We start from the raw sequence: 25295 nt of genomic DNA, 5'->3' as shown, positions 1-25295 counted from the left end.
TTAGTGTTATTATAGCATCATATCGGTATGAATTTTTATAAAGAATTAGAGTTAATTTTACAGACAAAATCACCCAAAGAAAAAATCAGAAGATTTAATGATTTTTATGCGCATTACAAAGCAGGGAACGCCGTTTTTGAAACAGAGTACAAAGCAAAAGAGTTTTCAGAACCCTCATACAGTGTTACATGTAAGACAGTACCGCCTCAAGATGTTCCAAAAAGAACAAACCTCACAACAAAAGAGGGACAGGTGAATTTGCTGCATGCCATAGCACATATAGAATATTCTGCTATAGATCTGGCACTGGACGGGGCATACCGTTTTACAAATATGCCAAAAAAATATTATGATGACTGGCTGGAAGTTGCAGATGATGAGATACGCCATTTTTTACTGCTTGAAGAACTGTTGCATGAACTTGGGAGCAAGTATGGCGATGTGGAGGTGCATAATGCTCTTTTTGAAGCAAGTCAGCGAACACAGACTTTATTGGAGCGTATGGCAGTAGTTCCCCGTTATCTCGAAGCCAACGGCTTGGATGCTACACCGATGATACTGCAAAAAATCCAGAGAATGCCAAAAAATACTATGCTTGAAAAAATTACACATGCTTTACATGTAATCCTTGATGAAGAGGTTTCTCATGTGAAAAAGGGCGATGTCTGGTTTGAGTATGCCTGTGAAAAAGAGGGTGTAAACAAAGATGTCTATTTTGAAATTATAGACAAATATTATCCGCAAGGATTTTTGCGTCCTAAAAATTTAAATCTTGAGGCAAGAAAAGCAGCAGGCTTTACATGTAATGAACTTAATATTATGGCAAAAAAAGAGGTGTGCTGATTTTTTGATATGAATTATATGTTATAATTCAAAAATGATAATAAGAAAGATTCTCAGAAAATACTTTGCCGCTCTTTTTGTACTTGCGACACTTATGGCGGTTTTTCATCACCACAGTGACCTGGAAGTACATGAAGATTGTCAGATATGCAGTATCTCCTCCAATATCTTTGATGGTGATATTCAAAGAGAACCGGTCTATCTTCCTACACTTGGGCAGACACTCTGTTTTGTGCCTGTTTCTACTCTTTTTATATACATAAACGAAATTTACACTCCTCGTAATCCCAGAGCTCCCCCAAGTTATTCTTAATTTTCAAAAACAACTGTTTCAAATTTTTTTAATTATTAATAAGGATACTTATGCAAAAAAAACTCTTCAGAAAATTACAAATACTATCGCTGGCAGCATCAGCTGCTATAACGCCTTTATGGGCATGCAACTCTTCGCATGTCTTGGGAATGGGTGGCTCGAGCGCCGCGTATACACTTTCTGCAAATACAATGCAAAAAGGAAACTACTACATTGGCGTAAATGCTGAGCGTGTCCAGAACAACACACTCTCTGATCAAACCATAATATCAGCGATGCAAAACGGTTCAAGTCATTTGCACAATATTGATGCAATAGATTCCTATTCTCTCTCACTCTCTTACGGGCTCACGGACAGATTGACACTCAGTATGCAACTTCCCTATGTTTCGCGTATAAATGTTCGTGCAGGTGAAGCAGATAATGGTTTATATGCAGTACATCCGCATGGAAATGCTCAGGGTATAGGCGATATTTCTACAATTTTACAGTATAAAGTGTATGACAAAGAGTTCAAAGTTGCTCTTTTAGCCGGAATAAAAGCACCAACAGGCAAAACTGATATAGCAGATGCAGGAGAAGTTCTTGAAGCGGATTTGCAGGCAGGAAGCGGCTCATGGGACTTTTTTACCGGAGTTGCTCTGACAAAAGATTTTGACACTTTCTCTTTGCATGCAAACATACTGTACAAAAAAAATACAAAGGGTGTTGATGAGAGTCAATTGGGGGATATTTTTACCTACAATGCAGCATTTTCATACAAACTTTTTGCGCACCAGCATAATCAGAAGTTTTGCAGAGCAGATGAAAAAGAAGATTTTGGCTATTCTGTATCACTTTTTGCTGAAATCAACGGAGAAAAAGCGTATAAAGATGATTTTGGTGGTGAGACCGCTTACAACACAGGACATCATGTTGTTTTTGCGACTGTAGGAACACAGGTCGCCATGCACAGCGGTTACTCGTTTTTTATAACATTTTCAAAACCGTTTTATCAGAATTTTAACGGAATACAAAATGATATAAACTACAAATCAAGTATAGGGTTTGGAAAAAGCTTTTAAAGCTTCTTCTAAACTTTTGTGTAAGAGTGCATATCATTGTAGCTATCTCTTACATGTAAAAACTCATCAAGATGTTCAAAGAAAATATCGACAAGTTCAGGGTCAAAATGTTTTCCTTTTTCTTCTTGTATTAATTTGAAAATTCTTTCATCATCCCATGCTTTTTTATAGCAACGTTCACTGCCAAGAGCATCAAAAACATCCGCAAGCGCAGTAATGCGTCCGTAAATATGAATATTTGTTCCACGCAAACCTCTTGGATAGCCGCTGCCGTCATATTTTTCATGATGCTCATACGCAATGACTGCGGCAGTTTTCAAAAGCTCTCTTTGTGAGTTTTTAAAGAGCTGATAGCCTATTTCTGCATGGGTTTTCATCACTTTCCATTCTTCTTGTGTCAGCTTGCCTTTTTTGTTCAAGATATGATCAGGAATGGCAACTTTGCCTATATCATGCATCGGAGAAGCAATAGTGAGGTATTTTGTCTCTTTTTCCCCCAAGCCGTAATGTTTTGCCAAGATCTGAGAATATAAGGCTACCCGTTTGACGTGGAAACCTGTTTCCTGACTTCGTGTTTCACCAATTTCACCCATTTTGAGAATAATATCTTCTTGCGTCTCTTCTATCTCTTTGTGGAGTTGTAAAATCTGTGTGATGTCATTTCTGATGGCAATAAACTCTTCAATTTCTCCTCTTTCATTTAAGATAGGGCTGATGGTCACTTCGACTATGTAAGAACTTCCGTCTTTTTTTCTGTTTTTTATAACGCCGGACCAGGCTCTTTTTTCTAAAACAGTGTGCCACATATCCCGGAACAGTGATTTTGGCATATCCTTGTGACGGACAATATTGTGCGGTTTTCCTAAAAGTTCTTCTTTTGTATAGCCTGAAATTATGCAGAATTTATCATTTACATAGGTGATTCTTCCGCTTCTGTCGGTTTTGGAAACAATGCTGCTTCTGTCAACAGCATTTTTGTATTCACTTAACAGTTTTAAGTTTCTCAAAATACTGTTTTTAATTTTGACTCCAAGCAAAAGCATAATCAAAGTGATGAGGACCAGTAGAAAAATATTTATAATCAGTTCTATTTTGAGTCTTGAGGCATATTTGTTTATCAAACTGTTAATATTGGCAAATTCCAGTTTTTCCAGTCTGTTAAATGCTTCTATAATAGCTGTAGCTTTATCAAACCATTCGTTTGGATCCTGTGTGACAGAAATATTTTGATGTTTTGTATACTTTTTAAATACATTTTGCAGCCATTGATAATTTTTCCCCTGAGCAATTGTATGAAACTCTTTCATCATCTCATCAGAAGCATATGTTAAAAAGTTTTGCTGTGCCAGATCATACTCGCCTTTTGCATGCATAGCTGTAAATACAAGTTGGTAGTTTTGTTTTTTCTGGGCAAACAATCCGCTGAGGGAACCTCGCATCTTGCCGGCGGCTTCTTTCATAAAAAGCAGGTTTGTGTAGGCATGAAACATCTGTTCAATCTCTTTTTCTTTGATTGTTTTGGTGATCATGAGATGATTTTGCAACAGATGGTATATGATTTTTGTATACTCGTTAAAAGCATCTATAGTGCTAAGAGAGAGTGATCGGACTTTTTTTCGGAGTTTTACAAGTGTCTTTTTGTCGGGAGAATAATCTTCATGCAAAAAGATGATTTTAGCATATATACTGTCTGTATTTTCTTGCTGTTTACGCAGTAGTGATTGAAATTTTGTTCCATGGGAGCCAAGATACCCGCTGCTGTAGCCTCTCTCTTTTTGAAGAGAGTTTATCAAAAGAGAAATATTTTGTATATGCAAAGCGTCTTTTTTAAGATGAGAAAGGCCTTGAAGATTGTTATAGCTGTGTATCATTAAGAGTACAAATCCAAAAAATATAATGATTAAAGGCAGGGATACCAATAATTTAAGTTTGGATATTATTGTTGTTGAATTTATTATAAAACCTTTAAAAATAAAATTAGATCTTAATTTTACAATAAATTTGTTACAAAAACGTTAAAATCACTTTTCTTAAAAAAACATTTGTTACAAATTTTAGATATAATATTTTTTGTTAATAAGTTGTAAAGGTTTAGTATATATTATGAGTAAATATTCGCAGATAACTGACTATTTGGTTCTTTTTTTAGAAAATGAAGTGAAAAAGACAGGTATAAAAAAAGCAGTGGTTGGTTTGAGTGGCGGACTGGATTCTGCTGTGGTTGCTGTTTTGGCGAAAAAAGCATTTGGAGATGACCTGTTATGTGTTAAAATGCCATCACAATATTCATCACAAAACTCACTTGATGATGCGGATGAATTGTGTCGCGATTTCAATATGCGTTGTGTTGTCTGTAGTATTGCTCCAATGTTGCAAGCGTATGAAGAGATGCACCCTGATATGGATAATCTCAGAAAAGGAAACTTTTCATCACGCATGCGAATGGCAACATTGTTTGATATTTCGGCAAAAGAGAATGCTTTGGTACTTGGTACAAGCAATAAAAGTGAATTAATGCTCGGGTATGGCACACTTTACGGCGACTTGGCGTCGGCAGTGAATCCCATAGGAGATTTGTACAAAAGCGAAGTTTTTGAATTAGCCGAGTACTTACATGTAAGTAAAAGTATCATTGAAAAGCCGCCTTCGGCTGATTTGTGGAGCGGTCAAAGTGATGAGGCTGATTTGGGCTATACATATGCCCAACTTGACGCAGCGATGAAACTCTATGTGGATGAGAGACTTTCGCGTGAAGAAGTCATACAAAAGGGTGTTGACGAACGGATGTTGGATATAATTATAAAAAGAATTTTTAGAAATCATTTCAAAAGAAAGATGCCTGTGATTGCAAAGTTGACTTCAAGAACATTGAATCATGACTTTAATTATCCGCGCGATATTACATTATAAAACCTAGGAGTAAAAAATGAAAAATGAAAAACTGAGTATCCCTTTTAGTAAGTATGAAAGTTCCCGCGAGGCACACTCTAATGTGAGTGATGTACTCGACGGAGAAGATTTGTATCAGGTACCAAAACTTGAAGAAGAGTTTCGTGAGTATGTCGGATCAGAGTATGCGCTTGCTACATCGCACGGCACATCGGCACTGCACCTTGCCATGCTTGCACTTGACCTAAAACGCGGGGACAAAGTAATCTGCAGTGTAAATGCGCATCCGAGTGTACCTGAGGTTGTCCGCCATTTTGATGCTGAGCCTGTTTTTATTGATATAGCCGAAGACTCTTATAATATTGATCTCAATAAGTTGGAAAATTATTTGGAAGAAAACAAATCCAAAAAGCTCAAAGCGGTTATTATAACGCATATTGGCGGTATGACTGTAGATTTGGACAGAGTCTATTCGATGGCTTCCATATATAATGTCAAAATTGTTGAAGATGCAAGTGATGCTCTTGGTGCTACATACAAGGGAGTGAAAATAGGTGCAACAGGTGCAGATATAGTCTGTTTTAACTTTTCTCCGCATTTAAAGAAAAATATCTGTAACGGCGGGATGCTTGTGACCAATGATGAAGATATTATGCAAAGAGCAAGGTTGCTGGCAAATCATGCAATGGTACGCAATGAAAATGCTTTGGAGTATATTTATGATGTTGTAGATATTGGAAATGATTATGCACTGAGCCATTTAAATGCAGCCTATATCAGAGCGCAGGTAAAAGAACAGGATGAAAACATCGCAAGACAAAAAGAGATTGCCAAAATGTACAGTGAAGGACTTGAAGGGGTAGATCACATTATTACTCCGGATATGGATAATGAAGAGAATCCTTTTTCTCTTTATATAGTAAAAATAGATAAAAACCGCGATTCTTTTGCTGTAGCACTCAAAGAAGAGGGAATCGGGGCAGGATTGCATTATATTCCGCTTCATCTTTTATCGTATTATAAAAGCAAATATGCCCTGCGTGTTAATGATTTTCCAAGAGCACTGCGTTCATTCCAACAGGTACTTTCTTTACCGATTTATGCAAGTATGACTGATGAAGATGTACAAACAGTTATAAGTAAAATCAAAAAAATAGCAAAAACGAGAGTGTAATTGAAAAAAACGCTCGTTTTCTGGGTTGAAGAGTATTTCTACAACCCAACTCCTTTGCAAAAACTTCTCTCCTATCTACTGCTTCCGCTGAGTTGGCTCTATTGTATTATTATGTATGTTCGATACAAAGTACAGAGACCGGAGGATTTTGCTATGGAAATTGTCAGCGTTGGTAATCTGACTGTCGGCGGCAGTGGCAAAACTCCATTGGTAACAGCACTGGCAAAAGAGCACAAAAAACCTGCGATTATACTTCGTGGCTATGGACGAGCATCCAAAGGCTTGATTGTTGTCAAAAACGGCAATGAAATTTTATGTGATGTCAAAAGCAGCGGGGATGAAGCGATGATATATGCCAAAAAACTTCCAAATGCTACAGTCATAGTCAGTGAAGAGAGAAAAAGAGCCATACAAAAAGCAAAAGAGCTGGGTTGTGAGATAGTTTTTTTGGATGATGCCTACTCCAAACATGATATCAAAAAGCAAGATATACTCATAGATGTAAAATCAAAGAACAGTTTTTGTCTGCCTGCAGGTCCTTTTAGAGAGCGTCTGTGGCCGGGGAAAGAGGCTTTACATGTAGAAGAGGAGAAAGATTTTTTTCGTAAGGTAAAACTTGTGAACCCGACACAAAAAATGAGTCTTGTGACCGCTATAGCAAGGCCGCAACGACTTGATAAATATCTTCCTGCTGTTATTGCAAAGCATTATTTTGAAGACCATCACAGTTTTACAAAAGAAGAACTTGAAACAATTTTACAAAAAGATGCAGCGACTTCTCTTTTGGTAACATTTAAAGATTATGTAAAAATTGAGCATTTCGGACTGCCCCTTTCACTTCTGGATCTGGAAGTAAAAGTAAAAGAAGGTGTCTTTAGTGCGTTTGTTTAGAAATGATTCTTTGTTTGAAGTATCGCAGTAGATACTCTGTCGTAAAAGCAAGTGCAAAGGTCACTATAAGATAGTATGCAATCTCAGGCATGGTTTTATAGGTAGAATAGAGAGTAATCCCCGCAACGCCAAACATGGAAAAAATTGCCAAAACAACAAGATATTTTTTTGCGCCACTCTCCTGCAGAAGATTCAAATGCGCAATATGTGTACTTCCCTGAACGATGAGCATGACTATAGCGGCAACAGTTGTGATTTGCGCCAGGTTGAAAAAGAGTATCATCGGTATAATCAGCAACGCGCTGATAATGAGTCCTTCAAAAGAGCGGTAGATATTATATTCGTATATTTCAGGAAGATTTCCCTCTTTTGCCATTGTGTATCCTATGTCAGTTACGGCATAAAGTGTTGCATTAATAGCCGAGGCTGTTGCCAGGAGTGCTGTTGCGGCCATGATTTTAAATCCCCATTCACCAAAGATGGGCTTTGCCGCTTCAGCCAGAGCATAGTCTTTTGTCTGAATAATTTTATCAAGCGGCAGGTTTCCTAAAACAGCGATACTTGTAAGTATGTATAAAGCTGCCACAATGAGCAGGGCGACAAACATAGAACGCATCATGGTCACTTTCGGATTCTCCATATCCTCGACTGAGTTTGTAATCACACTAAAACCCTGGTAGGCAAAAAACGTAATTCCGATGGCAAAGACCATACCGCTTACAGGAGGCATGTCCTCTACACTTAAAAGCTGAGGCTGTATCGTAAAAAGTGCCGCAAAAGCAAAGGTAACAAGGACTCCGAGTTTGATAATGACAATGATGTTTTCCGCCTTCGCAACAAAAACGGCACCGATAAGATTGATAAGGGTAAAAAAGGCGATAATACCTATGGCAAATATATTGACCCAGGCTGTATCTCCGTGGAGCATAAAAGTTGCGCTGTAGGTTCCAAATGATTTGGCAACGGCTGCAATGGCAATGAGTTGGGAAAAATAGAACATGACACCCATAGAACCGGAGAAAATGTTTTCTCCAAAACCCTGGACCAGATACTCGACTATCCCGCCGCGTGACTGGTAGCGTACTGCCAGCTTTGCCAGAGAGTAGCCGCTTAAAAGAGCTATAATCCCACCGAAAACAAAAGAGATCCAGACAATATTTCCAGCCATGGCCCCTGCCTGACCGATGACTATGAAAATTCCGGCACCGACCATGGAGCCTATACCTAAAAAGACGGCACTCCAGAGACCAAATGCTTTTGTCTTGTGCATTTTATCGGTTCATTTTTTTAAAAATCGACCCTGTGACAAGCAGGGCAAATCCGTCAAAAAAGAGACTGAAACCGACAAGCAAACCTATAAGGTAGGTGGAGGTAAAAGGCCATCCTGCTATAAATAAAATACCGATTAACATGGAAAAAAGGGCATTAATCATCCACCAGATCCAGCCGTTTGCAGGACGCATATTCATCGCAAGAGAGAAACTGGCAAAAGAATCCATAAAAAAGTATATAGCCAGAAGCAGACCGACTGTGCCAATTCCTGTCATTGGATAAAAAATCATTAAAGCACCAATCCCGATAAGCACAAAGCTTTTAAGCCAGCCCAGAACATCACTTTTGTCACTTATATAGGTAAAATACCCGGCCATAAAACCACCAAACATCATCAGCCATGCCACAAAGGTGACTGTTGCCAGGGTCATAAATACAGGGTATATAATACCCACTATTCCGAGAATAATAAAAATCACACCTGTAATTTTTGAATACTTACTAAATTTGTCAAACAGATTCTCATCTATAGGATACTTCCACATTTTTCTTCCTTTTCGAATATTTTGGAAAGATTGTAACATAGTTTTATCACAAGAAGAGTTACTTAAGTAGCATTAATAGAAGATTGGATAGAATAGCAAAATTATTTTGCATAAAGGATAGAAATATTGCAGGCAAAAGTTGAAACAGTAAAAACACTCCTTGATGCACTTCCGTTTATTCGCGAGTTTAGAAAAGAGATTGTCGTTATAAAATATGGCGGTTCGGCACAAACATCTCCCGAATTAAAAGAGAAGTTTGCAGAAGATATTTTGCTTATGTATTTGGTAGGTATCAAACCTGTAATTGTTCATGGCGGTGGAAAAAAAATTACCGATATGCTCGAAGCGCTTAAAATTGATACGCAGTTTATAGACGGACAGCGTGTCACGACAAAAGAGACAATGCGGATTGTAGAGATGATACTCAGTGGTGAGATTAACAAAGAGATAGTCTCTTTGCTGAACTCTCATGATGCAAAAGCAATAGGTATCAGCGGTAAGGATGCACACTTTATCCGTGCAAGGGCGAAAGATTTTTCCAAGTGGGGATTGACTGGGAATATTACAAATGTCAAAGCAGATGTTGTTTTAAATCTGATAAAAGAAGGCTTTATTCCTGTGATAGCCCCTATTGCCGCAGGTGAAGAGATGGGACATCCCGGGTATAATATTAATGCTGATCTGTGTGCATCATATGTTGCAAAAGCCATAGGTGCAAACAAAATAATATTTTTGACAGATACTCCGGGGGTCTTGAACAAAGAGAAAAAACTTCTTGCAACCTTGACAAAAGATGAAGTAAAAGTGCTCAAAGAAAACGAAACGATTCACGGCGGGATGGTACCAAAAGTTGATGCCTGTCTTGAAGCGATAGACGGTGGTGTGCATAAAGCACACATAATTGACGGGCGACTTGAACACTCTATGCTTTTAGAGTTGTTTACATCAGAGGGTGTAGGTACCCAAATAGTAAAATAAAAAGGATTAGGTATGAGTTACAGCGCGTTATTTGAAGATGAAGATGATATTTTCGGAGGTTCTCCGAGATCAAAGTTTATGGATGTTGTTTTTAATGCGAACAATGATATAGTAAGACAGGAACTTGAAAAGTTTGTTGAAAAAGTTGCTGCAATGGAGTTGATGCTCCAAGAAGAGGTCGGTGATGATATTGATACGGCAGTTGCCCGATATAAAGCAAGTCATCTGGATGAGGTTGCAACCAAAACGAAAAGTATTTACATAGAGCTTATGGGTGATATTCTTTCTCAAAGCGAATAAGAGTTGCAAAGTATTTTACAGTTTTTCTTGACAGCATTGTTTCTTTGTAGCACTGCTGTTTTTGCAAGTGACTTACGGGATGTGCAGGAAATTTCATTGAAAAAGGATGAGCCAAAGAAAATTCTTGTAAAATACGATAACAAAACAAGACTTTTTACATTTAGATGGACTTTGTACACTAATGAAGGTTTGGTGGTTTTGCGTTCTTATGATAAGCATGTAGCGCAAAATATACTGTACTTGAATCATAAAAATCAAAGTTTTCGGGTTAAACTAAAAACTCCTGGAGCAGATTTTTATAATATACCCTATATACTGGTTAAATTTAAAGAGTTTGATGTAAAAAAAAATATTGCAAAATTTGAGCTTTATCTCTCTGATGATAAAGAGCAAATACGATTAGAAACAGCAAAAAAATAAACAAAAGACGAGATAAATGCAAAGAGTAGAAGCACAAATAAAAAGATTGATACAAGAGTGTGATTATGATGAAGTGACCCGTCTGTTTGCCATGCTGCAGGGCGGAAAAAGACTTCGGGCAAAGCTTATTCTTAAAATTGCTCCAGAACATAAGGACGCTCCTCTTTTAGCCGCCATAGTGGAACTGATTCATGCTGCCTCACTTTTACATGATGATGTTATTGATGATGCGATGACAAGACGCGGAGCAGCATCGGTAAATGCAACAGACGGAAGCAAAACAGCTGTCATGCTTGGAGATATTTTATACTCAAAAGCATTTACGGAACTTGTTGCCTTTGACAAAGCGGTAGCACAGACAATTGCTTCATCGGTTACAGCACTCTCAAAGGGCGAAATGATGGATGTCAGAATGGCAGAAAGTTTTAACAGTGATGAAGAGCGTTACCTTGATATGCTCTATCTCAAAACTGCTACACTCATTGAAGCAGCTGCAAAAGCGAGTGCTCTGCTAGCGGGAAAAGATGCAGAGAAATATGCTCTTTACGGACGTAACTTAGGACTTTCATTTCAAATTATAGATGATATTCTTGATATTACAGCAGACGAAGCAACGCTTGGAAAACCTGCGATGAATGATTATGTAGAGGGGAAATGTACTTTGCCGTATATTTATCTTTATAATGCACTTGAAGCAAAAGATCAGGAAAAGCTTCTATCTCTGCATGCGAAAAAACCTACGGAAGAAGAACTCTTATGGATGAAAAAGAAAATGCAAGAACATAAAACGATAGAAAAATCTTTTGAACTGGCACAGAAACTCTCAAACGAGGCGAAGATTGCTTTGCACGAAGATAAAGATTTAGTTGCCATTTTAGATACAATGATACAAAGAAGTTATTGATGCATTATTTAATTGTAAGTCTCTCCCATAAAAACAGTGATTTGGAACTGAGAGAAAAATTCACCTATACGGATGAAGAGAAAGAGGCATGTCTGCAAAGACTGCTCAAGTCGCCTAATATCAGTGAAGCTGTCATGCTGGCTACATGTAACCGTATGGAGTTGTATGTATGCTGCAGTGACATTGAAGAAGCAACAGAACATATGATGAAGTTACTGGCATTTAAAGGTGGTTTGTCAGAAGAGGTTTTACGAAAAACTGCTGAGATAGTTGATGACAGCAGTGCTATTCATCATCTTTTTGCGGTTGCAAGTTCTATAGACTCTATGGTGGTCGGTGAGACACAGATTGCCGGACAGTTAAAAGATGCTTTTAAATTCTCTCATGAACGCGGTTATTCGGATAAGAAAATGTCACGAGCACTCTCTCATGCGTTTAAATGTGCTGCAAAGGTAAGAAATCTCACTGATATATCCTCAAAACCGGTTTCTGTGGCTTCTGTAGCAATAAAACAGATTAAAGAAAAGGTTCAAAATTTACGTGAAAAAAAAGCACTTGTGATTGGTGTAGGTGAAATGAGTGAAATCTGCGCAAAACACCTTGTCTCGGACGGGGTGGAAACTTTTATTGCAAACAGAACAAAGCAAAAAGCCCAGACTTTGGCACAAGAGTGCAATGCGGAAGTATATGAATTTGGAGACCTGGACAAAGCGGTTAACGAATTTGACATTATATTTACTGCTACAGGTTCTTCTTATCCTATAATTACCAACGAACTTATAGAAGATGTAGATTTTGAAAGATTCTGGTTTGACCTGGCTGTCCCAAGAGATATTGATATAAAAAACAGAGAAAATATTTTTCTTTTTGTTGTGGATGATATAAAAGATATTGTAGATGCAAACAAAGCACAAAGAGAACAGTATGTAAGACAGGCGCACGGAATTGTAGGACGAAGTGTTGTGGAATTTTATGAGTGGCTTGATACACTCAATGTGGAACCTATCATAAAAGAGATTTATAAAAAAGCCGAAAAAGCCGCACAGGAAGAGACAAAACGTGCAATTAAAAAAGGTTTTCTGCCTCAGGAATATGAAATGCAAGCACAAAAAATGGCGCATCAGGCAATCAAAAGATTTTTGCATGATATGACAAAAAAGATGCGTGCAGCCTCGCATGAAGCCAAAAGTGATTCTGTCACCGGAGCAATGCAGTATATTCTTAATGATGAACATGACAATATTCCAGACCAATACAAACACCATTTAAAAAAGGATTAAAATTTGAGAAGAAGTAAAGCTTTTATACCGACAACCAAAGAGGCACCATCAGATGCTACACTTCCGAGTCATATATTTTTATCTCGTGCAGGATTTATTACACAGGTTGCTGCAGGGTTGTATAATTATCTGCCATTAGCAAAAAGAGTGATTAAAAAAATAGAAAATATCATTAATGAAGAGATGACAAAAGTAGGTGCCCAGGAAGTGGAACTCTCTTTTGTAACACCCGCAGAGTTGTGGCAGGAGAGTGGAAGAATAGAAAAGTTCGGTAAAGAACTGCTTCGTTTTCACGATAGAAAAAACAACCTTTTCGTACTTGGACCTACACATGAAGAGATGATGGTTGATGTTGTCCGGAACCGTGTGACATCTTATAAAAATCTGCCATTAAATCTGTATCAGATTAAGACAAAATTCCGTGATGAGGCCCGTCCTCGTTTCGGGCTTATGCGTGGCCGTGAGTTTATTATGCAGGATGCCTACTCTTTTCATGCTACTGCAGAGGATTTAGACAGAGAATTTGATGCAATGGAAGCAGCCTACAAAAAGATACTTTCTCGTATGGGACTGGATTTCAGAGTGGTGGAAGCCGACAGTGGTGCCATTGGTGGAAGCGGTTCCAAAGAGCTTATGGTTTTGGCAGAGAGTGGTGAAGACACAATTGCTGTTTGTTCAAAGTGTGAATACGGTGCCAATATAGAAGCAGCTTCAAGAAGCAAACGCTCAAATATTCCTGAAGCTCCTGAAGCTTCTTTTAATAAGTTTAAAACACCAGAGATAAAAACAATAGATGAACTTGCAGAGTTTTTCAAAATTGACCCTTATTATACGGTTAAATGTGTTGCAAAAAAAGTTATATATGAAGATGCAAGTGAAATTGTTCTTTTCTTTGTACGCGGATGCGATAATCTTCAGGAAGTAAAAGCACTCAATGCAACAGAAGCGCTTGATATTGTGGATGTGACAGAAGAAGAACTCAAAGAGACAGGGCTGATTCCCGGTTTTATAGGGCCGCTTGATCAAGACAAGGCAAAACATGTCATTGACAGTGATTTAAAAGATGCCACAAATTTAATCTGTGGGGCAAATGAAGTAGATTATCACTTTATAGGGGTAGATTTGTCAGTGCTCAGTAATGCTGCTTATTTCGCAGATATAGCAGAAGTAAATGAGGGGGATATCTGCCCGTACTGTGACGGTGAACTCTCTTTTACAAAAGGTATAGAAGTAGGACATATTTTTAAACTTGGAACGACTTATTCTGAAGCTTTAAAAGCCGAGTTTTTAGATGAGAACGGAAAAGCACAGCCTTTTATTATGGGAACATACGGAATGGGTGTTTCACGCCTTGTAGCAGCAGTTGTAGAGCAGCATCATGATGAAAATGGCTGTATCTGGACAAAAGAGACAGCACCGTATATGGTAAATATTATGATAAGTAACATCAAAGATGAGGCGCAGGTGCAAGCAGGCGAACAACTTTATAAGCAGCTGCAGGATGCAAATGTAGAGGTAATGCTCGATGACAGAAAAGAGCGTTTTGGATTTAAAATGAAAGATGCGGAACTTATCGGATTCCCGTATACGGTTGTTATCGGTAAAGAGTTGCAAAATGGACATGTGCAGATTTTTGACAGAGCAACAAAAGAAAAAAGAGATATCAAGAGAGAAGAGATATTTGATAAAATTATGGAACTGATTTAAATGATTTATTTTTTACTCTACCTTTTTTTGGAAGTGCTTGTCTCTGTGCAGATTTCTTCTGCTATAGGAGGGCTTGCCACTTTTTTTGAGATTCTTTTTACTGCATTTATAGGGATATCAATTTTAGTGAATTTCAGAAAAAGTTTGATTGAAAATATGACGGCAGTCTCTTATAACTGTATTGATCTCGAGCAGTTTCAAAAATTAAATCTTTTTACCCTGATTGGTGCTATACTGCTGATTATTCCTGGATTTTTAACAGACATATTAGGTATACTTATGCAGTTTGGTGTTTTTACGAGTATGATTGTTAACCGTTATAATGTAAAATCAGGAAAATGTAATTCTTCTTTTGAGGAACAAAATAATATAACAAAGGATTCAGATGTCATTGATGTTGAAATTATTGAGCACGACTCTGCTCTTAAGTAGTTTTCTCTATGCAAGTAACGCAAGTGAAAATATAGAATATTTTTTAGAAGACAAGTTTAGTGAAAATCCAAGACTCAAATCAGTAGATGTAAAAGTGGAGGATGTTACACCACTCAAACAACTTCCAAAATGGAATGCCTATATTGTTAATGTGAAAGCTGTTTTGAAAAACAAGCCAAAGCAGGTAATTCGCCAAAAAATGATTTGGTTTTCAAACGGAAAGATGATTACAAAAGATTTGACAGATATAAGTACAGGAGAAAGTCTTGTCGACAAGGTTAAACCAACAGTAAAAGCCAGGCATTATGCAAAAGAAAATTTGATTTACGGCAATGCCAATGCGAAACACAAAATAGTCATTTTTTCAGACCCACTGTGTCCTTTTTGTAGAGGATTTGTACCAGGGGCGATTAAAGATATGAAAAAAGAACCCCAAAAATTTGCTGTATATTACTATCATTTTCCACTCGAAAGAATTCATCCCGCTTCAGTAACACTGGTCAAAGCAGCAATTGCCGCAGAACATCAAGGTGTAAAAGATGTTGTATTAAAACTTTATAATGTTTCAATCAATCCAAGAGAAAAAAATGTCAAAAAAATTCTTGAAGCATTTAATAAAGCAGAAGGGACAAATATTACACCTGAAGATATTCAAAATCCCAGTGTAATCAAGCAGTTTAACCACGACAGACTTGTAGCCATTGATCTTATGGTTGGTGGAACACCGACGGTTTATCTTGACGGTTCTGTAGATAACACAAAGAAAAAATACCTAAAAGTGAAGTAATGCAAAAATTAACAATAGCAACACGCGTTTCAGACTTGGCACTTTGGCAGGCATATCATATTAAGGAAAGAGTTGAAGCAAGTTTTCCTGAAATAGAAGTAGTGCTTAATAAAATAGTAAGTAACGGCGATAAGGTTTTGGATAAACCTTTGGCTCTCATCGGCGGAAAAGGGCATTTCACAAAAGAGCTTGAAGATGAGATGCTCTCAGGCAATGCTGAGCTTGCTGTACACAGTTTAAAAGATGTACCGACATATATTCCCGATGGTTTGGAACTTGCAGCTGTGACGCAACGTCAAGACCAAAGTGATGTTTTTTTGTCACATACTTACAAAACACTTGAAGATTTGCCGGAGGGAGCAGTGGTTGGGACAACGAGTCTGCGCCGTAGAATGCAACTTTTGCAAAAAAGACCTGATTTAAAAGTCAAAGATTTGAGAGGGAATGTCAATACACGTCTGAGAAAGTTACAAGAAGGGCAGTATGATGCGATAATTTTGGCATGGATAGGACTCAACAGACTTGATTTGCTCAAAGATATTCCCTATACCCAAAAACTTTCTCTTGATATGATGATACCGCCGATGGGGCAGGCTGCCTTGGGTATTGAAATTGTAACCGGCAATGAACAGGTACGGGTAATTGCACAAAGTCTCAATGATGAAGATACCTTTACATGTACACAGATTGAGAGAGATTTTATATCAAAAATCGGAGCGGGATGTTCGGCTCCTGTTGCCTGTAATGCTGTTATAGAAGATGATAATGTTGTTTTTAGAGTTATGCTTGGCTTTCCAAACGGAACACATATTATGCAGGAAAAAATCGTAAGAAGTATAGAGGAAAGTAAAAATTTAGGCAAAGAGCTTGCCCAAAAGATGATAGATAAAGGTGCACTGGAGTTATTAAAAGAAGCAGAAAAAACTGCTTTTAAAGATGAAATGCCACAAAGATTGTAAAGTACAAACACTCAGAAATTATTTTTTGAGTGTTTATACTATAACATGGCCTACAAATTTACTCATATTGTCTAAAATATCTCCGCCTTTTCTAAAACTCAGTCCACAGGCTTCATAGGCAAAGAAAACACCTGCCTGATATTTTTTTCCATGAACATCTTTTGGAAAATCTACATACTCCTGGTAGATTTTTTTATGATTCGCATAGGGACCTTCAGTCTGAATGCTGATACTTCCGTTTGCTTCGATAATCTTTGTATTGGCACCTTCGCGTCCAAAAACAGGTTTTTCAACTTGCTTGAGTCCTTGAAGCGGTTCAAAAGAGGTTTTAAGAAGGTAAGGCGAATCTGGAAACAGTTCACATAAAATTGCCATCATTCCTTTTGACTGAAAGAGTAAAGTATAGGCAGGGTTTAAAATAATGGCTTTTTGGTTTTGGATGATATTTGTGAGTGTGGTGGCGAGTTCCGGCTCATCAACTGCAATGTCTTCCCACGGATAGAGTTTGAACCAGTACTCATAATTTATGTCATTACTGTCATAAATGCCATCTTCATCAAAGCGGACATTCTGCAAAAACTCAAACTTTGTAACAAATCCGGCATCTGTTGCCATCTGCTGGAGCAGTTTTGTGGTGGCTTCTTCTTCGTCATTGCCTTCAACAGAAGAAAAAAGTATTTTCCAGCCGTCATAGAATTCTTCAAATTTGTCTGTGTCATCAAAGAGTGTAACGAGTCTTTTAAAATTGTTACTGATGGCCTCATATACATTGTTAAACTGACGCTCTTCGTCCATATCATTGGATTTTAAAATTGCCCATTGTAAAAGTGCAGTCTCAAAAAGCGCCGTAGGGGTGTCGGCATTAAATTCTATAAGCTTAATATCCTGTCCGTCAATACCGCCGGCTAAATCAAAACGACTGTAAATATGCCAATGGACATCGTTTTCCCAGCTTTTTTTAATACTCTCTATAAGGTTGAAAGGAATGCCCAAATCAAAAAAGAGATCATTGCTGATGACATATTCGGCTGCTTCGACATACATGTCATAAAGAGTATTTGCTGCCTCATAATAGGCCTCTGCTTCTTCTTGGGTCACTTCTACAAGCTCATCGCTGACATACTTGCTGCCGTCAGAATCAGTATGCCAGGTAAAGCCTATCTCTTCTAAGGTTTCATCATCTATTGGACTCAGTTTTTGTGTAGTTATCATGTGTCAGCCTCCAAAAAATCCGCCACTGCTTCTGCTGTAGCTCGAGCTTCTTGAAGTGCCGCCAAAGAAGCTTTTTCTGCTGCTTGTTGATTTTCTTGCTGCCTTGCCTGCTGCCGAACGGCTGTAGGCACTTCTGTTGACACTGCTTGCATTTCTGGAAAACCTTTTGTTGTTCATCAGCGCATTGCCTATCATATTTCCGAGCAAACTTCCTGCCGCAACGGCTAAAATAGTACCGGCAAGTCCCATACCTGCACTGCCTGAATTATCTTGAAGTGTTTCGCTCGTACCATTTTGTACTTTTTGATACTCTTGTGCAGCCAAAGCTTTCATCTCTTCTTCGTTCATAAAACGCTCTGTTACTCTGCCAAATTCATCACGTTCTCTGATGATTGCACGTGAAGGGCCCTGTGTCGGCATCTCTTCGACAACTTTATACTTTCCGTTTGGCTGTTGTTCTATAACCAAAAATTTATTTTGTGCTTCTTGTTGTTTTTGCTCACATCCTGTAAGCGTACTCATCATTAAAACACCTGCAGTTCCTAATACAACACCGCTGGCAATTGAAGAAATATGTTTCATGCTAATATTGACCTCGAATTTTATTTTTATCTAGAATTATAACTTTTTTTAGTTCATAATCGTAAAATGTTACATTTTTTCTTCCATCATAGTAGAGATCACCATGATAGAAAAATTTATCCGTTTTGAGTGTAATGTTTTTTTTCATAAGCATCATTTCTCCAATGCTTTTTCCTATAGGAGGAATAAGCGTTGCAAAAGAGAGGACAAAGAGAGAACCTATAACAATCAGTGCTGTTTTTGTGCTGGCATAAACTACCAAATAGCCAAGAAGTATAGAAAAAAATAAAAACAAAAAGAAATTTTGATGATCTGCAAATAAAATATTGTAGTATACATGTACACCATAAAAATCGATATAATTCAGTTTCACGCCTAATATAATGAAAAAATCAAGTATGAATGTAAAAAACATACCGCTTAGCAGTGCCTGGAACAGTTTGCTCATCGTAACCTCTTTATTTTTTTATGGTTGATTTTATAGAGTTTTGAAGCCTGACCTTCAAAGAGTCCTTTCTTGTTTTCTATTATTATATCAGCTTTTTGCTCACAAAAAGTTCTTGAAAAGTTTTTACCGCTTTCATTGGCAGATGTGGAGTATGTCCATTCCTTTTGTCTCAAACAAGAAGAGTCTGCCACATCTTCTGCAACCCGAAAAGCATGGTTTTTTACTATAAAGGTTGTTTTTTTAAGGCGTCTGACTCTGTTTTTCTGAGTGTTTGGTACTCTTTTATGGTCTTTCTTCAGTGCTTGGAAGTTTTTATAAACAACAATGAAAGGTTTGGTATTTGGACGTGATTTTACTGCACACAGCTTAGGTGCATCCTGGGATAAAAAACCGACAGTAGTGTCGGTTTGTGAGAGAATAATATTTGTTTTTATACTAAAAAATCTTGCAGGGCTGTTGAGCTTGACCATTTTTCATCTTCCATTTCATCGAGTGCGAGTATCAGTGCTCTTGCTGCACTGAGTGTTGTAAAGTAAGGAATACTTCTTTTAAGCACTTCTTGGCGAATGACAACAGCATCTTTTTTTGATGTGTTGTTGTCAGATGTATTAATTGCCATTGCTATTTCATCATTTTTCATGCTGTCCTCAATATTTGGACGGCCTTCTGAAATTTTTAAAACCACTTCACATGCTATACCCGCTTCTTCTATGGCCTTTTGTGTCCCTTTTGTTGCAACAAGTTTGAAGCCGTGTTCAACCAGCCCTTTTGCTATTTCAGGAGCATGTTTTTTATCTGTATCAACAAAAGAGAGGAAACATGTTCCGCCTGTCGGAATATTATTTCCTGCACTGAGTTGTGCTTTTGCAAAACTTACCCCGAAGTTTTTACTGATACCCATTACTTCACCCGTAGATTTCATCTCAGGACTCAGTACCAAATCGGCACCGTAAAGTTTATGGAAAGGGAATACTGCTTCTTTGACAGATACATGCCCTTTGAGGCGAGGACGAAGCAGACCGTTGTGCTCTTCAACTATTTCATATTTGTCATAGTAGGCTAATGAGCTTCTTAAGTCTTTGCCCATCATAACACGTGTGGCTACTTTTGCAAGAGGCATACCGGTTGCTTTTGAGACAAAAGGAACTGTACGTGAAGCACGAGGATTGACTTCAATAAGATAAATTTCATCCTGATAAATTGCATACTGTACATTCATCAGTCCGACAACGCCAAGGCCGAGTGCGATGACTTTTGTCTGCTGCTCAACTTTTTCTATCATATCCTGTGTCAAATTCATGGGAGGCAGTGAACATGCCGAATCTCCCGAGTGTATTCCTGCCTCTTCGATGTGCTGCATAACAGAACCGATGTAGACATCTTTGCCGTCACAGATACAATCCACATCAAGCTCAATTGCCTGATCCAAAAATTTGTCTACCAAGACAGGGGCTTCGTTGGAGACAGAAATGGCAAGATCCATGTATTGACGCAGCTCATCTTCGCTATATACGATACGCATGCCGCGTCCGCCGAGCACAAAGGAAGGACGAACAAGAACAGGATAGCCCAGTCTTTCGGCTATAATAAATGATTCTTCTTTTGTACGTGCCAAACCGTTTGCAGGCTGTTTAAGATTGTGTGCTTTTACAAAATCACTAAACTGCTCTCTGTCTTCTGCCAAATCAATGACGGATGATGGAGTTCCTGAAATTTTTGCACCGATTTTTGTTAAAGAATCAGCAAGTTTGAGTGGAGTCTGTCCACCGAAATGAACAATGATACCATCAGGATTTTCATTTTCTATCACTTCTCTTACATGTTCAAAATCTATCGGTTCAAAATAAAGAACGTCAGATGTGTCATAGTCGGTAGAAACCGTTTCGGGGTTGCAGTTATACATAATAGTCTCTATGCCCATCTCTTTAAGTGCAAATGCCGCATGTACACAACAGTAGTCAAATTCAATCCCCTGTCCGATTCTGTTTGGTCCGCCGCCTAAAATAAGCACTTTTTGTTTGTCGCTTTGACGATTGGTAATATTTGGCAGTTTTGTAATGTTTGTTGTTGAGTAGAGATAAGGAGTGAGTGCTTCAAACTCAGCGGCACAGGTGTCAACTTCATTATACTCCAGACTGATGCCAAGCTTTTTTCTTGCTTCATAGACCAGGTCTTCACTCACTGTTTCTTGAGAATTTTTTGCTATAAGCTGTGCAATTCTTTTGTCAGAAAAACCGTCAACTTTTACTTTTCGCATTAACTCCTCATCAAAAAGGATTTTATCGCTGACAGTTGCTTCTGTTTCCATCATCTCTTGTATTTGATATAAGAACCATGGATCAATCTGGCAGGTGTCAAACATTTCCTGTATACTCATGCCGCGACGAAAACCTTCGGCAACATAAAGAATTCTGTCAGCATTGGGACGACGGATTTCATGCTTGACAAACTCATCATCCGCCTCAATGTCATCAAAACCGCAAAGTCCTGTTTCAAGGGAGCAGAGTGCTTTTTGAACAGACTCTTTAAACGTACGGCCGATTGCCATGACTTCACCGACTGATTTCATAGATGTGCTGAGTGTACTTTGTGCTTCAGGAAATTTTTCAAATGTAAAACGCGGTATTTTTGTAACAACATAATCTATAACCGGTTCAAAAGCTGCAGGTGTTCCCGTGATGTCATTTTCAATTTCATCAAGGGTAAATCCGACTGCTAAAAGGGTGGCTACTTTGGCAATAGGATAGCCTGTTGCCTTACTTGCCAGTGCGGATGAACGCGATACACGCGGATTCATCTCAATTACAATCATGCGTCCTGTTTTCGGATCAATTGAAAACTGAACATTGGAACCGCCTGTGTCAACGCCGACTTCACGTAAAATTGCGAAAGAGGCATCTCTCATTCTTTGATACTCTTTGTCTGTCAATGTTAATGCAGGGGCAACCGTAATAGAGTCTCCCGTATGCACACCCATAGGGTCAAAGTTTTCAATGGAACATACGATGATGCAGTTGTCCGCTTTGTCGCGGATAACCTCCATTTCATACTCTTTCCAGCCGAGCATAGATTCCATAATCTCGATTTCATTGACAGGCGAAGCTGAAATGCCTTCCTGGGCAAGTTTTTTAAACTCTTCCATATTATACGCCACACCGGAACCGCCGCCTGCGAGTGTAAAGGATGCACGACTGATGACCGGAAAACCTATCTCTTTGACAACTTCTATGGCCTCTTCAACACTATAGGCATTTCTGCTTTTTGGCAAATCCATACCGATTTTTGTCATCGCTTCATTAAAAAGCTGTCTGTCTTCGCCTTTGTTGATTGCTTCAGGATTTGCACCTAAAAACTCTACACCTTCAAGCATCCCTTTTTCATACATACTCATTGCAACATTGAGTGCAGTCTGCCCGCCCATAGTCGGCAAAACAGCATCTACATTTTCATCTTTGATGATTTTTGCAATAACATCTTCTTTGATAGGTTCGATATAGGTTCTGTCTGCAAATTCAGGATCAGTCATGATGGTTGCAGGATTTGAGTTGATGAGAACAACGCGGTAACCCAATTCTTTTAATGTTTTAACAGCCTGTGTTCCAGAGTAGTCAAATTCACAGGCCTGACCGATGATAATCGGGCCAGAACCTATAAGTAAAATAGTTTTTATGTCGGTGCGTTTTGGCATTTGTTCCCTCTTAAATATGGTTATATAAATTTAGAGATTATAGCCAAAAGGCACTTAATAGGAGTTTAGTCAGTAGGTAAAAGTGTAGATAAGCGAGGCAAGTCCAGAGTAAATAAATTTGTTGTTCACCAAAGGACTGTTGTATGCACTGTTTGGAATTCTGTCTGCTCTTATGTTAAAAAGGGCTGCGAGTTTTTTGCTCAGAGGGTATTTAATATATGTTTGCACGGCAAATGAGAATCCTCCCTTTGGCATGTAAGCAGGACGCTGCAGTGTTGCTTCGGAATTTTTGACTCCGTAATAATAGTCAAGAAATTTTCTGGGTTGGTACAAGAGTACAGCACTTGGATAAAAAGTAAATTGACCTGCTGTGTACTTATCACCAATTTCTACACTGCCGACCCATGAATTATATTTGTTGAGGATGTCTGCCAAAAGCATTACTTCAATATAGCTGGAGTTTTTATAGCCGGCACTAAAAGCAATACCACCTTCCATTGTTGAGTCTTTGTCGCTCATTCCTTGTAAAGAGACTGAGTCTGATGCCTTGTAGCCAAGTGTTCTCGGCTGTACAGTAAAGGAAAACCCCCAGGAATATTCCGCTTTTTTGTCTCCTAAAAAGTAAAGACCGAATCTGCTCCATCTTGCATATACAACAGAGTTGTCAAAAAATATTACCGGTGAAGGCAAAACAAGGGCAGAAGCCTCTTTGTAAGGTTGACTCTGAAAGTACGGTCCGGCACCGATTGTAAGTTCTTGTTTGCTCTCTTGGGCTGTAAGATGTAAAAATAGCAACACTGAGATTATGAAATATTTCATTTTAGATTCCTTATTATATGAAAATAACCCGGCTCATTCGCCTTGTAATATTGTTCAACAACAGCATTTTGATAGCCTTGTGATCTTGTAACAGAAAGAACCTTTCCTACTTTGAGACCTTTAAAAAAGATATTGTCCAGACCTGATGTGATCACTTCATCCCCGGGTTTGATACTGAACCAGGCCGGTATGAAATTGATAACTATATTTTTGGCATTGTTGCCATGTGCAATACCGGGTGCTTTTTCTTTCCCTACATAAACAGAGTAGGCACTCTTTATGTCAGAATTAAGCAGTGCCAGAGGTTTGTTGTTTTTTGCTATCACTATTCCTGCAACAAACTCTTTGTAGGTTAAGCCGTAAATTTTTGAGGCATTATACTCTGGAAAATCCATCCATAATCTGTTGATATTTCCAAATTTTTCATACGATATTGCACGGACAAGCTCTACTTTGGGATCTGTTGTGAGTGAAGAGTTGTTTTCTTTGTACAAATCCTTGAGTTCAGAAGTGAGTTGCTGCAGGAGAAGATGATTATTTTCATATTTTTTCAGTCTGTTTTTCAGATTCTCTATTTCCTGCGCCTGAAATAAATATTTGTCTGTTTTGTTGTTAAAAAATTCTATACTGTCAAGATAATTTGATTTTATGGTGTTGAGTGCTGAAACAATGGGAGACTGAATAGGATTGTTGTAGTATAAAGCACCCACAAAGAGTGCTGTCAAGATAAAAAAATAGACAAACGATTTTTTATTCATTCTCAAAAAGTTCTTGCAGGAGGTCTATCTCTTCTAAAGCTCTTCCTGTTCCCCGTGCAACGGCTAAAAGAGGTTCATCTGCGACAAAAACAGGAATTCTGACGATATCTGAGAGATATTTGTCCAGCTGACGGATTAAAGCACCGCCGCCCGTCAAAATTATACCGTGGTTTACAATATCACCGGCTAAATCAGGCGGCATTCTTTCTAAAACATCCCGTAGTGCTTCGGCGACTTCTTTAAGCGGCTCTTTCATTGCTTCTCTGGCATCTTCGCTTGTCAGTTCCACTGAACTCAGCAGTCCTTCAACCTGATCGCGTCCGTTGACAACCATCGTAAGTTCCTGGTCAAGCTCTACAGCTGTTCCAATGTTTATTTTAATCTCTTCGGCAACTCTCTCTCCTATGAGGAGATTGTATTTTTTTCTCACATAGTTGACGATTCCCTGATCGATTTTATCTCCGGCTGTACGGATGGACTTTGAGAGTACCAAACCGCCCAAAGAGACAACACCTATTTCAGTTGTACCGCCACCAATGTCTACAACAAGATTCCCTTGTGGTTCCCGAATATCTATGCCGGCTCCGATAGCTGCTGCCATAGGCTCTTCTATGAGAAAAACTTCGCGTGCTCCGGCACTTAAAGCAGACTCGCGAACAGCCTTTCTTTCAACCTGTGTCAAGCCGTAAGGCACACAGATGATAATACGGGGAGATATTAAAGAACTTCTTCCGTGTGCTTTTTCAATGAACTTGCGAATCATCTTTTCAGTCATGTCAAAATCGGCAATAACACCGTCACGCATAGGACGGATGGCTTTGATATTTCCCGGAGTTTTTCCCACCATCTCTTTTGCTTCATGTCCGACAGCGAGTACACGCTGTTGTCCATATTTTTCGGTTTTGACAGCAACAACAGAAGGTTCATTAATGATAATCCCGCGCCCCTTTGCTATGACAATTGTATTGGCAGTTCCCAAGTCGATAGAAAGGTCATTTGAAAAAAGTCCGACTATTTTATTAAATATCAT

The 25295-nt window shown here is 38.5% G+C and carries 26 protein-coding genes; 15 read left to right on the top strand and 11 right to left on the bottom strand.

The window, feature by feature from the left end; genetic code table 11:
- Positions 1-27 precede the first annotated feature (27 nt).
- The 3 genes from MNY28_RS03720 to MNY28_RS03710 are packed head-to-tail and all read left to right on the top strand — an operon-like array spanning position 28 to position 2220.
- Positions 28-843, top strand: a complete 816-nt coding sequence (locus MNY28_RS03720; protein WP_346388949.1) for a ferritin-like domain-containing protein — start codon at positions 28-30, stop codon at positions 841-843.
- Positions 844-877: 34 nt separating this feature from the next.
- The gene (locus MNY28_RS03715) at positions 878-1156 is read left to right on the top strand and encodes a hypothetical protein (RefSeq protein ID WP_346388948.1); all 279 of its coding nucleotides are present in this window, start codon (positions 878-880) and stop codon (positions 1154-1156) included.
- A gap of 50 nt (positions 1157-1206) precedes the next feature.
- On the top strand, positions 1207-2220 hold the full coding sequence (locus MNY28_RS03710) for a transporter (protein ID WP_346388947.1): 1014 nt from the start codon (positions 1207-1209) through the stop codon (positions 2218-2220).
- Positions 2221-2228: 8 nt separating this feature from the next.
- On the opposite strand, the gene MNY28_RS03705 is transcribed toward MNY28_RS03710, so the two are convergent.
- Positions 2229-4091 carry an HD domain-containing phosphohydrolase gene (locus MNY28_RS03705; protein ID WP_346388946.1) on the bottom strand — a complete coding sequence of 621 codons (1863 nt, stop codon included), beginning with the start codon at positions 4089-4091 and terminating at the stop codon, positions 2229-2231.
- A gap of 232 nt (positions 4092-4323) precedes the next feature.
- Here MNY28_RS03705 and MNY28_RS03700 point away from each other — a divergent pair, with 232 nt between their 5' ends.
- From MNY28_RS03700 to MNY28_RS03690, 3 genes are read left to right on the top strand one after another with little or no spacing between them, the layout of a single operon-like run.
- Entirely contained in the window at positions 4324-5130 is an 807-nt protein-coding gene (locus MNY28_RS03700) for an NAD+ synthase (RefSeq protein WP_346388945.1), read from the top strand.
- Positions 5131-5146: 16 nt separating this feature from the next.
- Entirely contained in the window at positions 5147-6283 is a 1137-nt protein-coding gene (locus MNY28_RS03695) for a DegT/DnrJ/EryC1/StrS family aminotransferase (protein ID WP_188110047.1), read from the top strand.
- On the top strand, positions 6284-7174 hold the full coding sequence (locus tag MNY28_RS03690) for a tetraacyldisaccharide 4'-kinase (RefSeq protein WP_346388944.1): 891 nt from the start codon (positions 6284-6286) through the stop codon (positions 7172-7174).
- Here MNY28_RS03690 and MNY28_RS03685 read toward each other — a convergent pair.
- Complete coding sequence (locus MNY28_RS03685) at positions 7158-8444, bottom strand: APC family permease (protein ID WP_346388943.1); 1287 nt, start codon at positions 8442-8444, stop codon at positions 7158-7160. The two genes, MNY28_RS03690 and MNY28_RS03685, sit on opposite strands and share 17 nt — an antisense overlap.
- 1 nt (position 8445) lies before the next feature.
- Positions 8446-8991 carry a DUF308 domain-containing protein gene (locus MNY28_RS03680; RefSeq protein ID WP_151900029.1) on the bottom strand — a complete coding sequence of 182 codons (546 nt, stop codon included), beginning with the start codon at positions 8989-8991 and terminating at the stop codon, positions 8446-8448.
- Positions 8992-9117: 126 nt separating this feature from the next.
- On the opposite strand from MNY28_RS03680, the gene argB reads away from it, so the two are divergent.
- The 9 genes from argB (at position 9118) to hemC (ending at position 16758) form a co-directional block, all read left to right on the top strand.
- Positions 9118-9969, top strand: a complete 852-nt coding sequence (gene argB / locus MNY28_RS03675; RefSeq protein WP_346388942.1) for an acetylglutamate kinase — start codon at positions 9118-9120, stop codon at positions 9967-9969.
- A gap of 12 nt (positions 9970-9981) precedes the next feature.
- A complete protein-coding gene (locus MNY28_RS03670; protein ID WP_151900031.1) occupies positions 9982-10269 on the top strand; it encodes a DUF2018 family protein in 288 nt (95 codons plus the stop codon).
- Positions 10270-10365: 96 nt separating this feature from the next.
- Entirely contained in the window at positions 10366-10689 is a 324-nt protein-coding gene (locus MNY28_RS03665; protein ID WP_230973308.1) for a hypothetical protein, read from the top strand.
- 16 nt (positions 10690-10705) lie between these two features.
- Positions 10706-11593 (top strand): polyprenyl synthetase family protein, encoded by an 888-nt coding sequence (locus MNY28_RS03660; RefSeq protein ID WP_346388941.1) that lies wholly within the window; start codon positions 10706-10708, stop codon positions 11591-11593.
- Positions 11593-12873: a glutamyl-tRNA reductase gene (gene hemA, locus MNY28_RS03655; protein WP_346388940.1), complete on the top strand. Its 1281-nt coding sequence runs from the start codon at positions 11593-11595 to the stop codon at positions 12871-12873. The genes MNY28_RS03660 and hemA overlap by 1 nt, the downstream gene beginning before the upstream one ends.
- 3 nt (positions 12874-12876) lie before the next feature.
- Positions 12877-14580: a proline--tRNA ligase gene (locus MNY28_RS03650; RefSeq protein ID WP_346388939.1), complete on the top strand. Its 1704-nt coding sequence runs from the start codon at positions 12877-12879 to the stop codon at positions 14578-14580.
- Complete coding sequence (locus tag MNY28_RS03645) at positions 14581-15012, top strand: FxsA family protein (RefSeq protein ID WP_346388938.1); 432 nt, start codon at positions 14581-14583, stop codon at positions 15010-15012.
- Positions 14966-15799, top strand: coding sequence for a thioredoxin domain-containing protein (locus MNY28_RS03640; RefSeq protein WP_346388937.1), 834 nt, complete (start codon positions 14966-14968; stop codon positions 15797-15799). Before MNY28_RS03645 ends, MNY28_RS03640 begins: the two co-directional genes overlap by 47 nt.
- Entirely contained in the window at positions 15799-16758 is a 960-nt protein-coding gene (gene hemC / locus MNY28_RS03635; protein WP_346388936.1) for a hydroxymethylbilane synthase, read from the top strand. Before MNY28_RS03640 ends, hemC begins: the two co-directional genes overlap by 1 nt.
- Positions 16759-16791: 33 nt before the next feature.
- Here hemC and MNY28_RS03630 read toward each other — a convergent pair whose 3' ends face one another.
- The 8 genes from MNY28_RS03630 to MNY28_RS03595 form a co-directional block, all read right to left on the bottom strand.
- Positions 16792-17970 carry a glutathionylspermidine synthase family protein gene (locus MNY28_RS03630; RefSeq protein ID WP_346388935.1) on the bottom strand — a complete coding sequence of 393 codons (1179 nt, stop codon included), beginning with the start codon at positions 17968-17970 and terminating at the stop codon, positions 16792-16794.
- A gap of 3 nt (positions 17971-17973) precedes the next feature.
- Positions 17974-18552 (bottom strand): hypothetical protein, encoded by a 579-nt coding sequence (locus tag MNY28_RS03625; protein ID WP_151900040.1) that lies wholly within the window; start codon positions 18550-18552, stop codon positions 17974-17976.
- Between the two features lies 1 nt (position 18553).
- A complete protein-coding gene (locus MNY28_RS03620) occupies positions 18554-19000 on the bottom strand; it encodes a hypothetical protein (RefSeq protein ID WP_151900041.1) in 447 nt (148 codons plus the stop codon).
- Complete coding sequence (locus MNY28_RS03615; protein ID WP_151900042.1) at positions 18997-19470, bottom strand: Sua5/YciO/YrdC/YwlC family protein; 474 nt, start codon at positions 19468-19470, stop codon at positions 18997-18999. Before MNY28_RS03615 ends, MNY28_RS03620 begins: the two co-directional genes overlap by 4 nt.
- A complete protein-coding gene (gene carB / locus MNY28_RS03610; protein WP_346388934.1) occupies positions 19431-22688 on the bottom strand; it encodes a carbamoyl-phosphate synthase large subunit in 3258 nt (1085 codons plus the stop codon). Before carB ends, MNY28_RS03615 begins: the two co-directional genes overlap by 40 nt.
- A gap of 69 nt (positions 22689-22757) precedes the next feature.
- Positions 22758-23507, bottom strand: coding sequence for a MipA/OmpV family protein (locus MNY28_RS03605; RefSeq protein ID WP_151900044.1), 750 nt, complete (start codon positions 23505-23507; stop codon positions 22758-22760).
- The gene (gene mreC / locus MNY28_RS03600; RefSeq protein ID WP_346388933.1) at positions 23504-24265 is read right to left on the bottom strand and encodes a rod shape-determining protein MreC; all 762 of its coding nucleotides are present in this window, start codon (positions 24263-24265) and stop codon (positions 23504-23506) included. The genes MNY28_RS03605 and mreC overlap by 4 nt, the downstream gene beginning before the upstream one ends.
- The gene (locus MNY28_RS03595; RefSeq protein ID WP_151900046.1) at positions 24258-25295 is read right to left on the bottom strand and encodes a rod shape-determining protein; all 1038 of its coding nucleotides are present in this window, start codon (positions 25293-25295) and stop codon (positions 24258-24260) included. Before MNY28_RS03595 ends, mreC begins: the two co-directional genes overlap by 8 nt.

It is taken from the genome of Sulfurimonas sp. NWX367, from assembly GCF_039667065.1.
Lineage (GTDB): Bacteria > Campylobacterota > Campylobacteria > Campylobacterales > Sulfurimonadaceae > Sulfurimonas > Sulfurimonas hydrogeniphila.
The sequence above is the reverse complement of the archived record's forward strand: the minus strand, read 5'-3'. Positions and strand labels throughout refer to the sequence as shown.

Bases quoted from the DNA above. Each gene is read 5' to 3' on its own strand.
- MNY28_RS03720 (WP_346388949.1), top strand. From the start codon at position 28: ATGAATTTTTATAAAGAATTAGAGTTAATTTTACAGACAAAATCACCC.
- MNY28_RS03715 (WP_346388948.1), top strand. From the start codon at position 878: ATGATAATAAGAAAGATTCTCAGAAAATACTTTGCCGCTCTTTTTGTA.
- MNY28_RS03710 (WP_346388947.1), top strand. From the start codon at position 1,207: ATGCAAAAAAAACTCTTCAGAAAATTACAAATACTATCGCTGGCAGCA.
- MNY28_RS03705 (WP_346388946.1), bottom strand. From the start codon at position 4,091: ATGATACACAGCTATAACAATCTTCAAGGCCTTTCTCATCTTAAAAAA.
- MNY28_RS03700 (WP_346388945.1), top strand. From the start codon at position 4,324: ATGAGTAAATATTCGCAGATAACTGACTATTTGGTTCTTTTTTTAGAA.
- MNY28_RS03695 (WP_188110047.1), top strand. From the start codon at position 5,147: ATGAAAAATGAAAAACTGAGTATCCCTTTTAGTAAGTATGAAAGTTCC.
- MNY28_RS03685 (WP_346388943.1), bottom strand. From the start codon at position 8,444: ATGCACAAGACAAAAGCATTTGGTCTCTGGAGTGCCGTCTTTTTAGGT.
- MNY28_RS03680 (WP_151900029.1), bottom strand. From the start codon at position 8,991: ATGTGGAAGTATCCTATAGATGAGAATCTGTTTGACAAATTTAGTAAG.
- MNY28_RS03670 (WP_151900031.1), top strand. From the start codon at position 9,982: ATGAGTTACAGCGCGTTATTTGAAGATGAAGATGATATTTTCGGAGGT.
- MNY28_RS03660 (WP_346388941.1), top strand. From the start codon at position 10,706: ATGCAAAGAGTAGAAGCACAAATAAAAAGATTGATACAAGAGTGTGAT.
- hemA (WP_346388940.1), top strand. From the start codon at position 11,593: ATGCATTATTTAATTGTAAGTCTCTCCCATAAAAACAGTGATTTGGAA.
- MNY28_RS03645 (WP_346388938.1), top strand. From the start codon at position 14,581: ATGATTTATTTTTTACTCTACCTTTTTTTGGAAGTGCTTGTCTCTGTG.
- MNY28_RS03640 (WP_346388937.1), top strand. From the start codon at position 14,966: ATGTCATTGATGTTGAAATTATTGAGCACGACTCTGCTCTTAAGTAGT.
- hemC (WP_346388936.1), top strand. From the start codon at position 15,799: ATGCAAAAATTAACAATAGCAACACGCGTTTCAGACTTGGCACTTTGG.
- MNY28_RS03630 (WP_346388935.1), bottom strand. From the start codon at position 17,970: ATGATAACTACACAAAAACTGAGTCCAATAGATGATGAAACCTTAGAA.
- MNY28_RS03625 (WP_151900040.1), bottom strand. From the start codon at position 18,552: ATGAAACATATTTCTTCAATTGCCAGCGGTGTTGTATTAGGAACTGCA.
- MNY28_RS03620 (WP_151900041.1), bottom strand. From the start codon at position 19,000: ATGAGCAAACTGTTCCAGGCACTGCTAAGCGGTATGTTTTTTACATTC.
- MNY28_RS03615 (WP_151900042.1), bottom strand. From the start codon at position 19,470: ATGGTCAAGCTCAACAGCCCTGCAAGATTTTTTAGTATAAAAACAAAT.
- carB (WP_346388934.1), bottom strand. From the start codon at position 22,688: ATGCCAAAACGCACCGACATAAAAACTATTTTACTTATAGGTTCTGGC.
- MNY28_RS03605 (WP_151900044.1), bottom strand. From the start codon at position 23,507: ATGAAATATTTCATAATCTCAGTGTTGCTATTTTTACATCTTACAGCC.
- mreC (WP_346388933.1), bottom strand. From the start codon at position 24,265: ATGAATAAAAAATCGTTTGTCTATTTTTTTATCTTGACAGCACTCTTT.
- MNY28_RS03595 (WP_151900046.1), bottom strand. From the start codon at position 25,295: ATGATATTTAATAAAATAGTCGGACTTTTTTCAAATGACCTTTCTATC.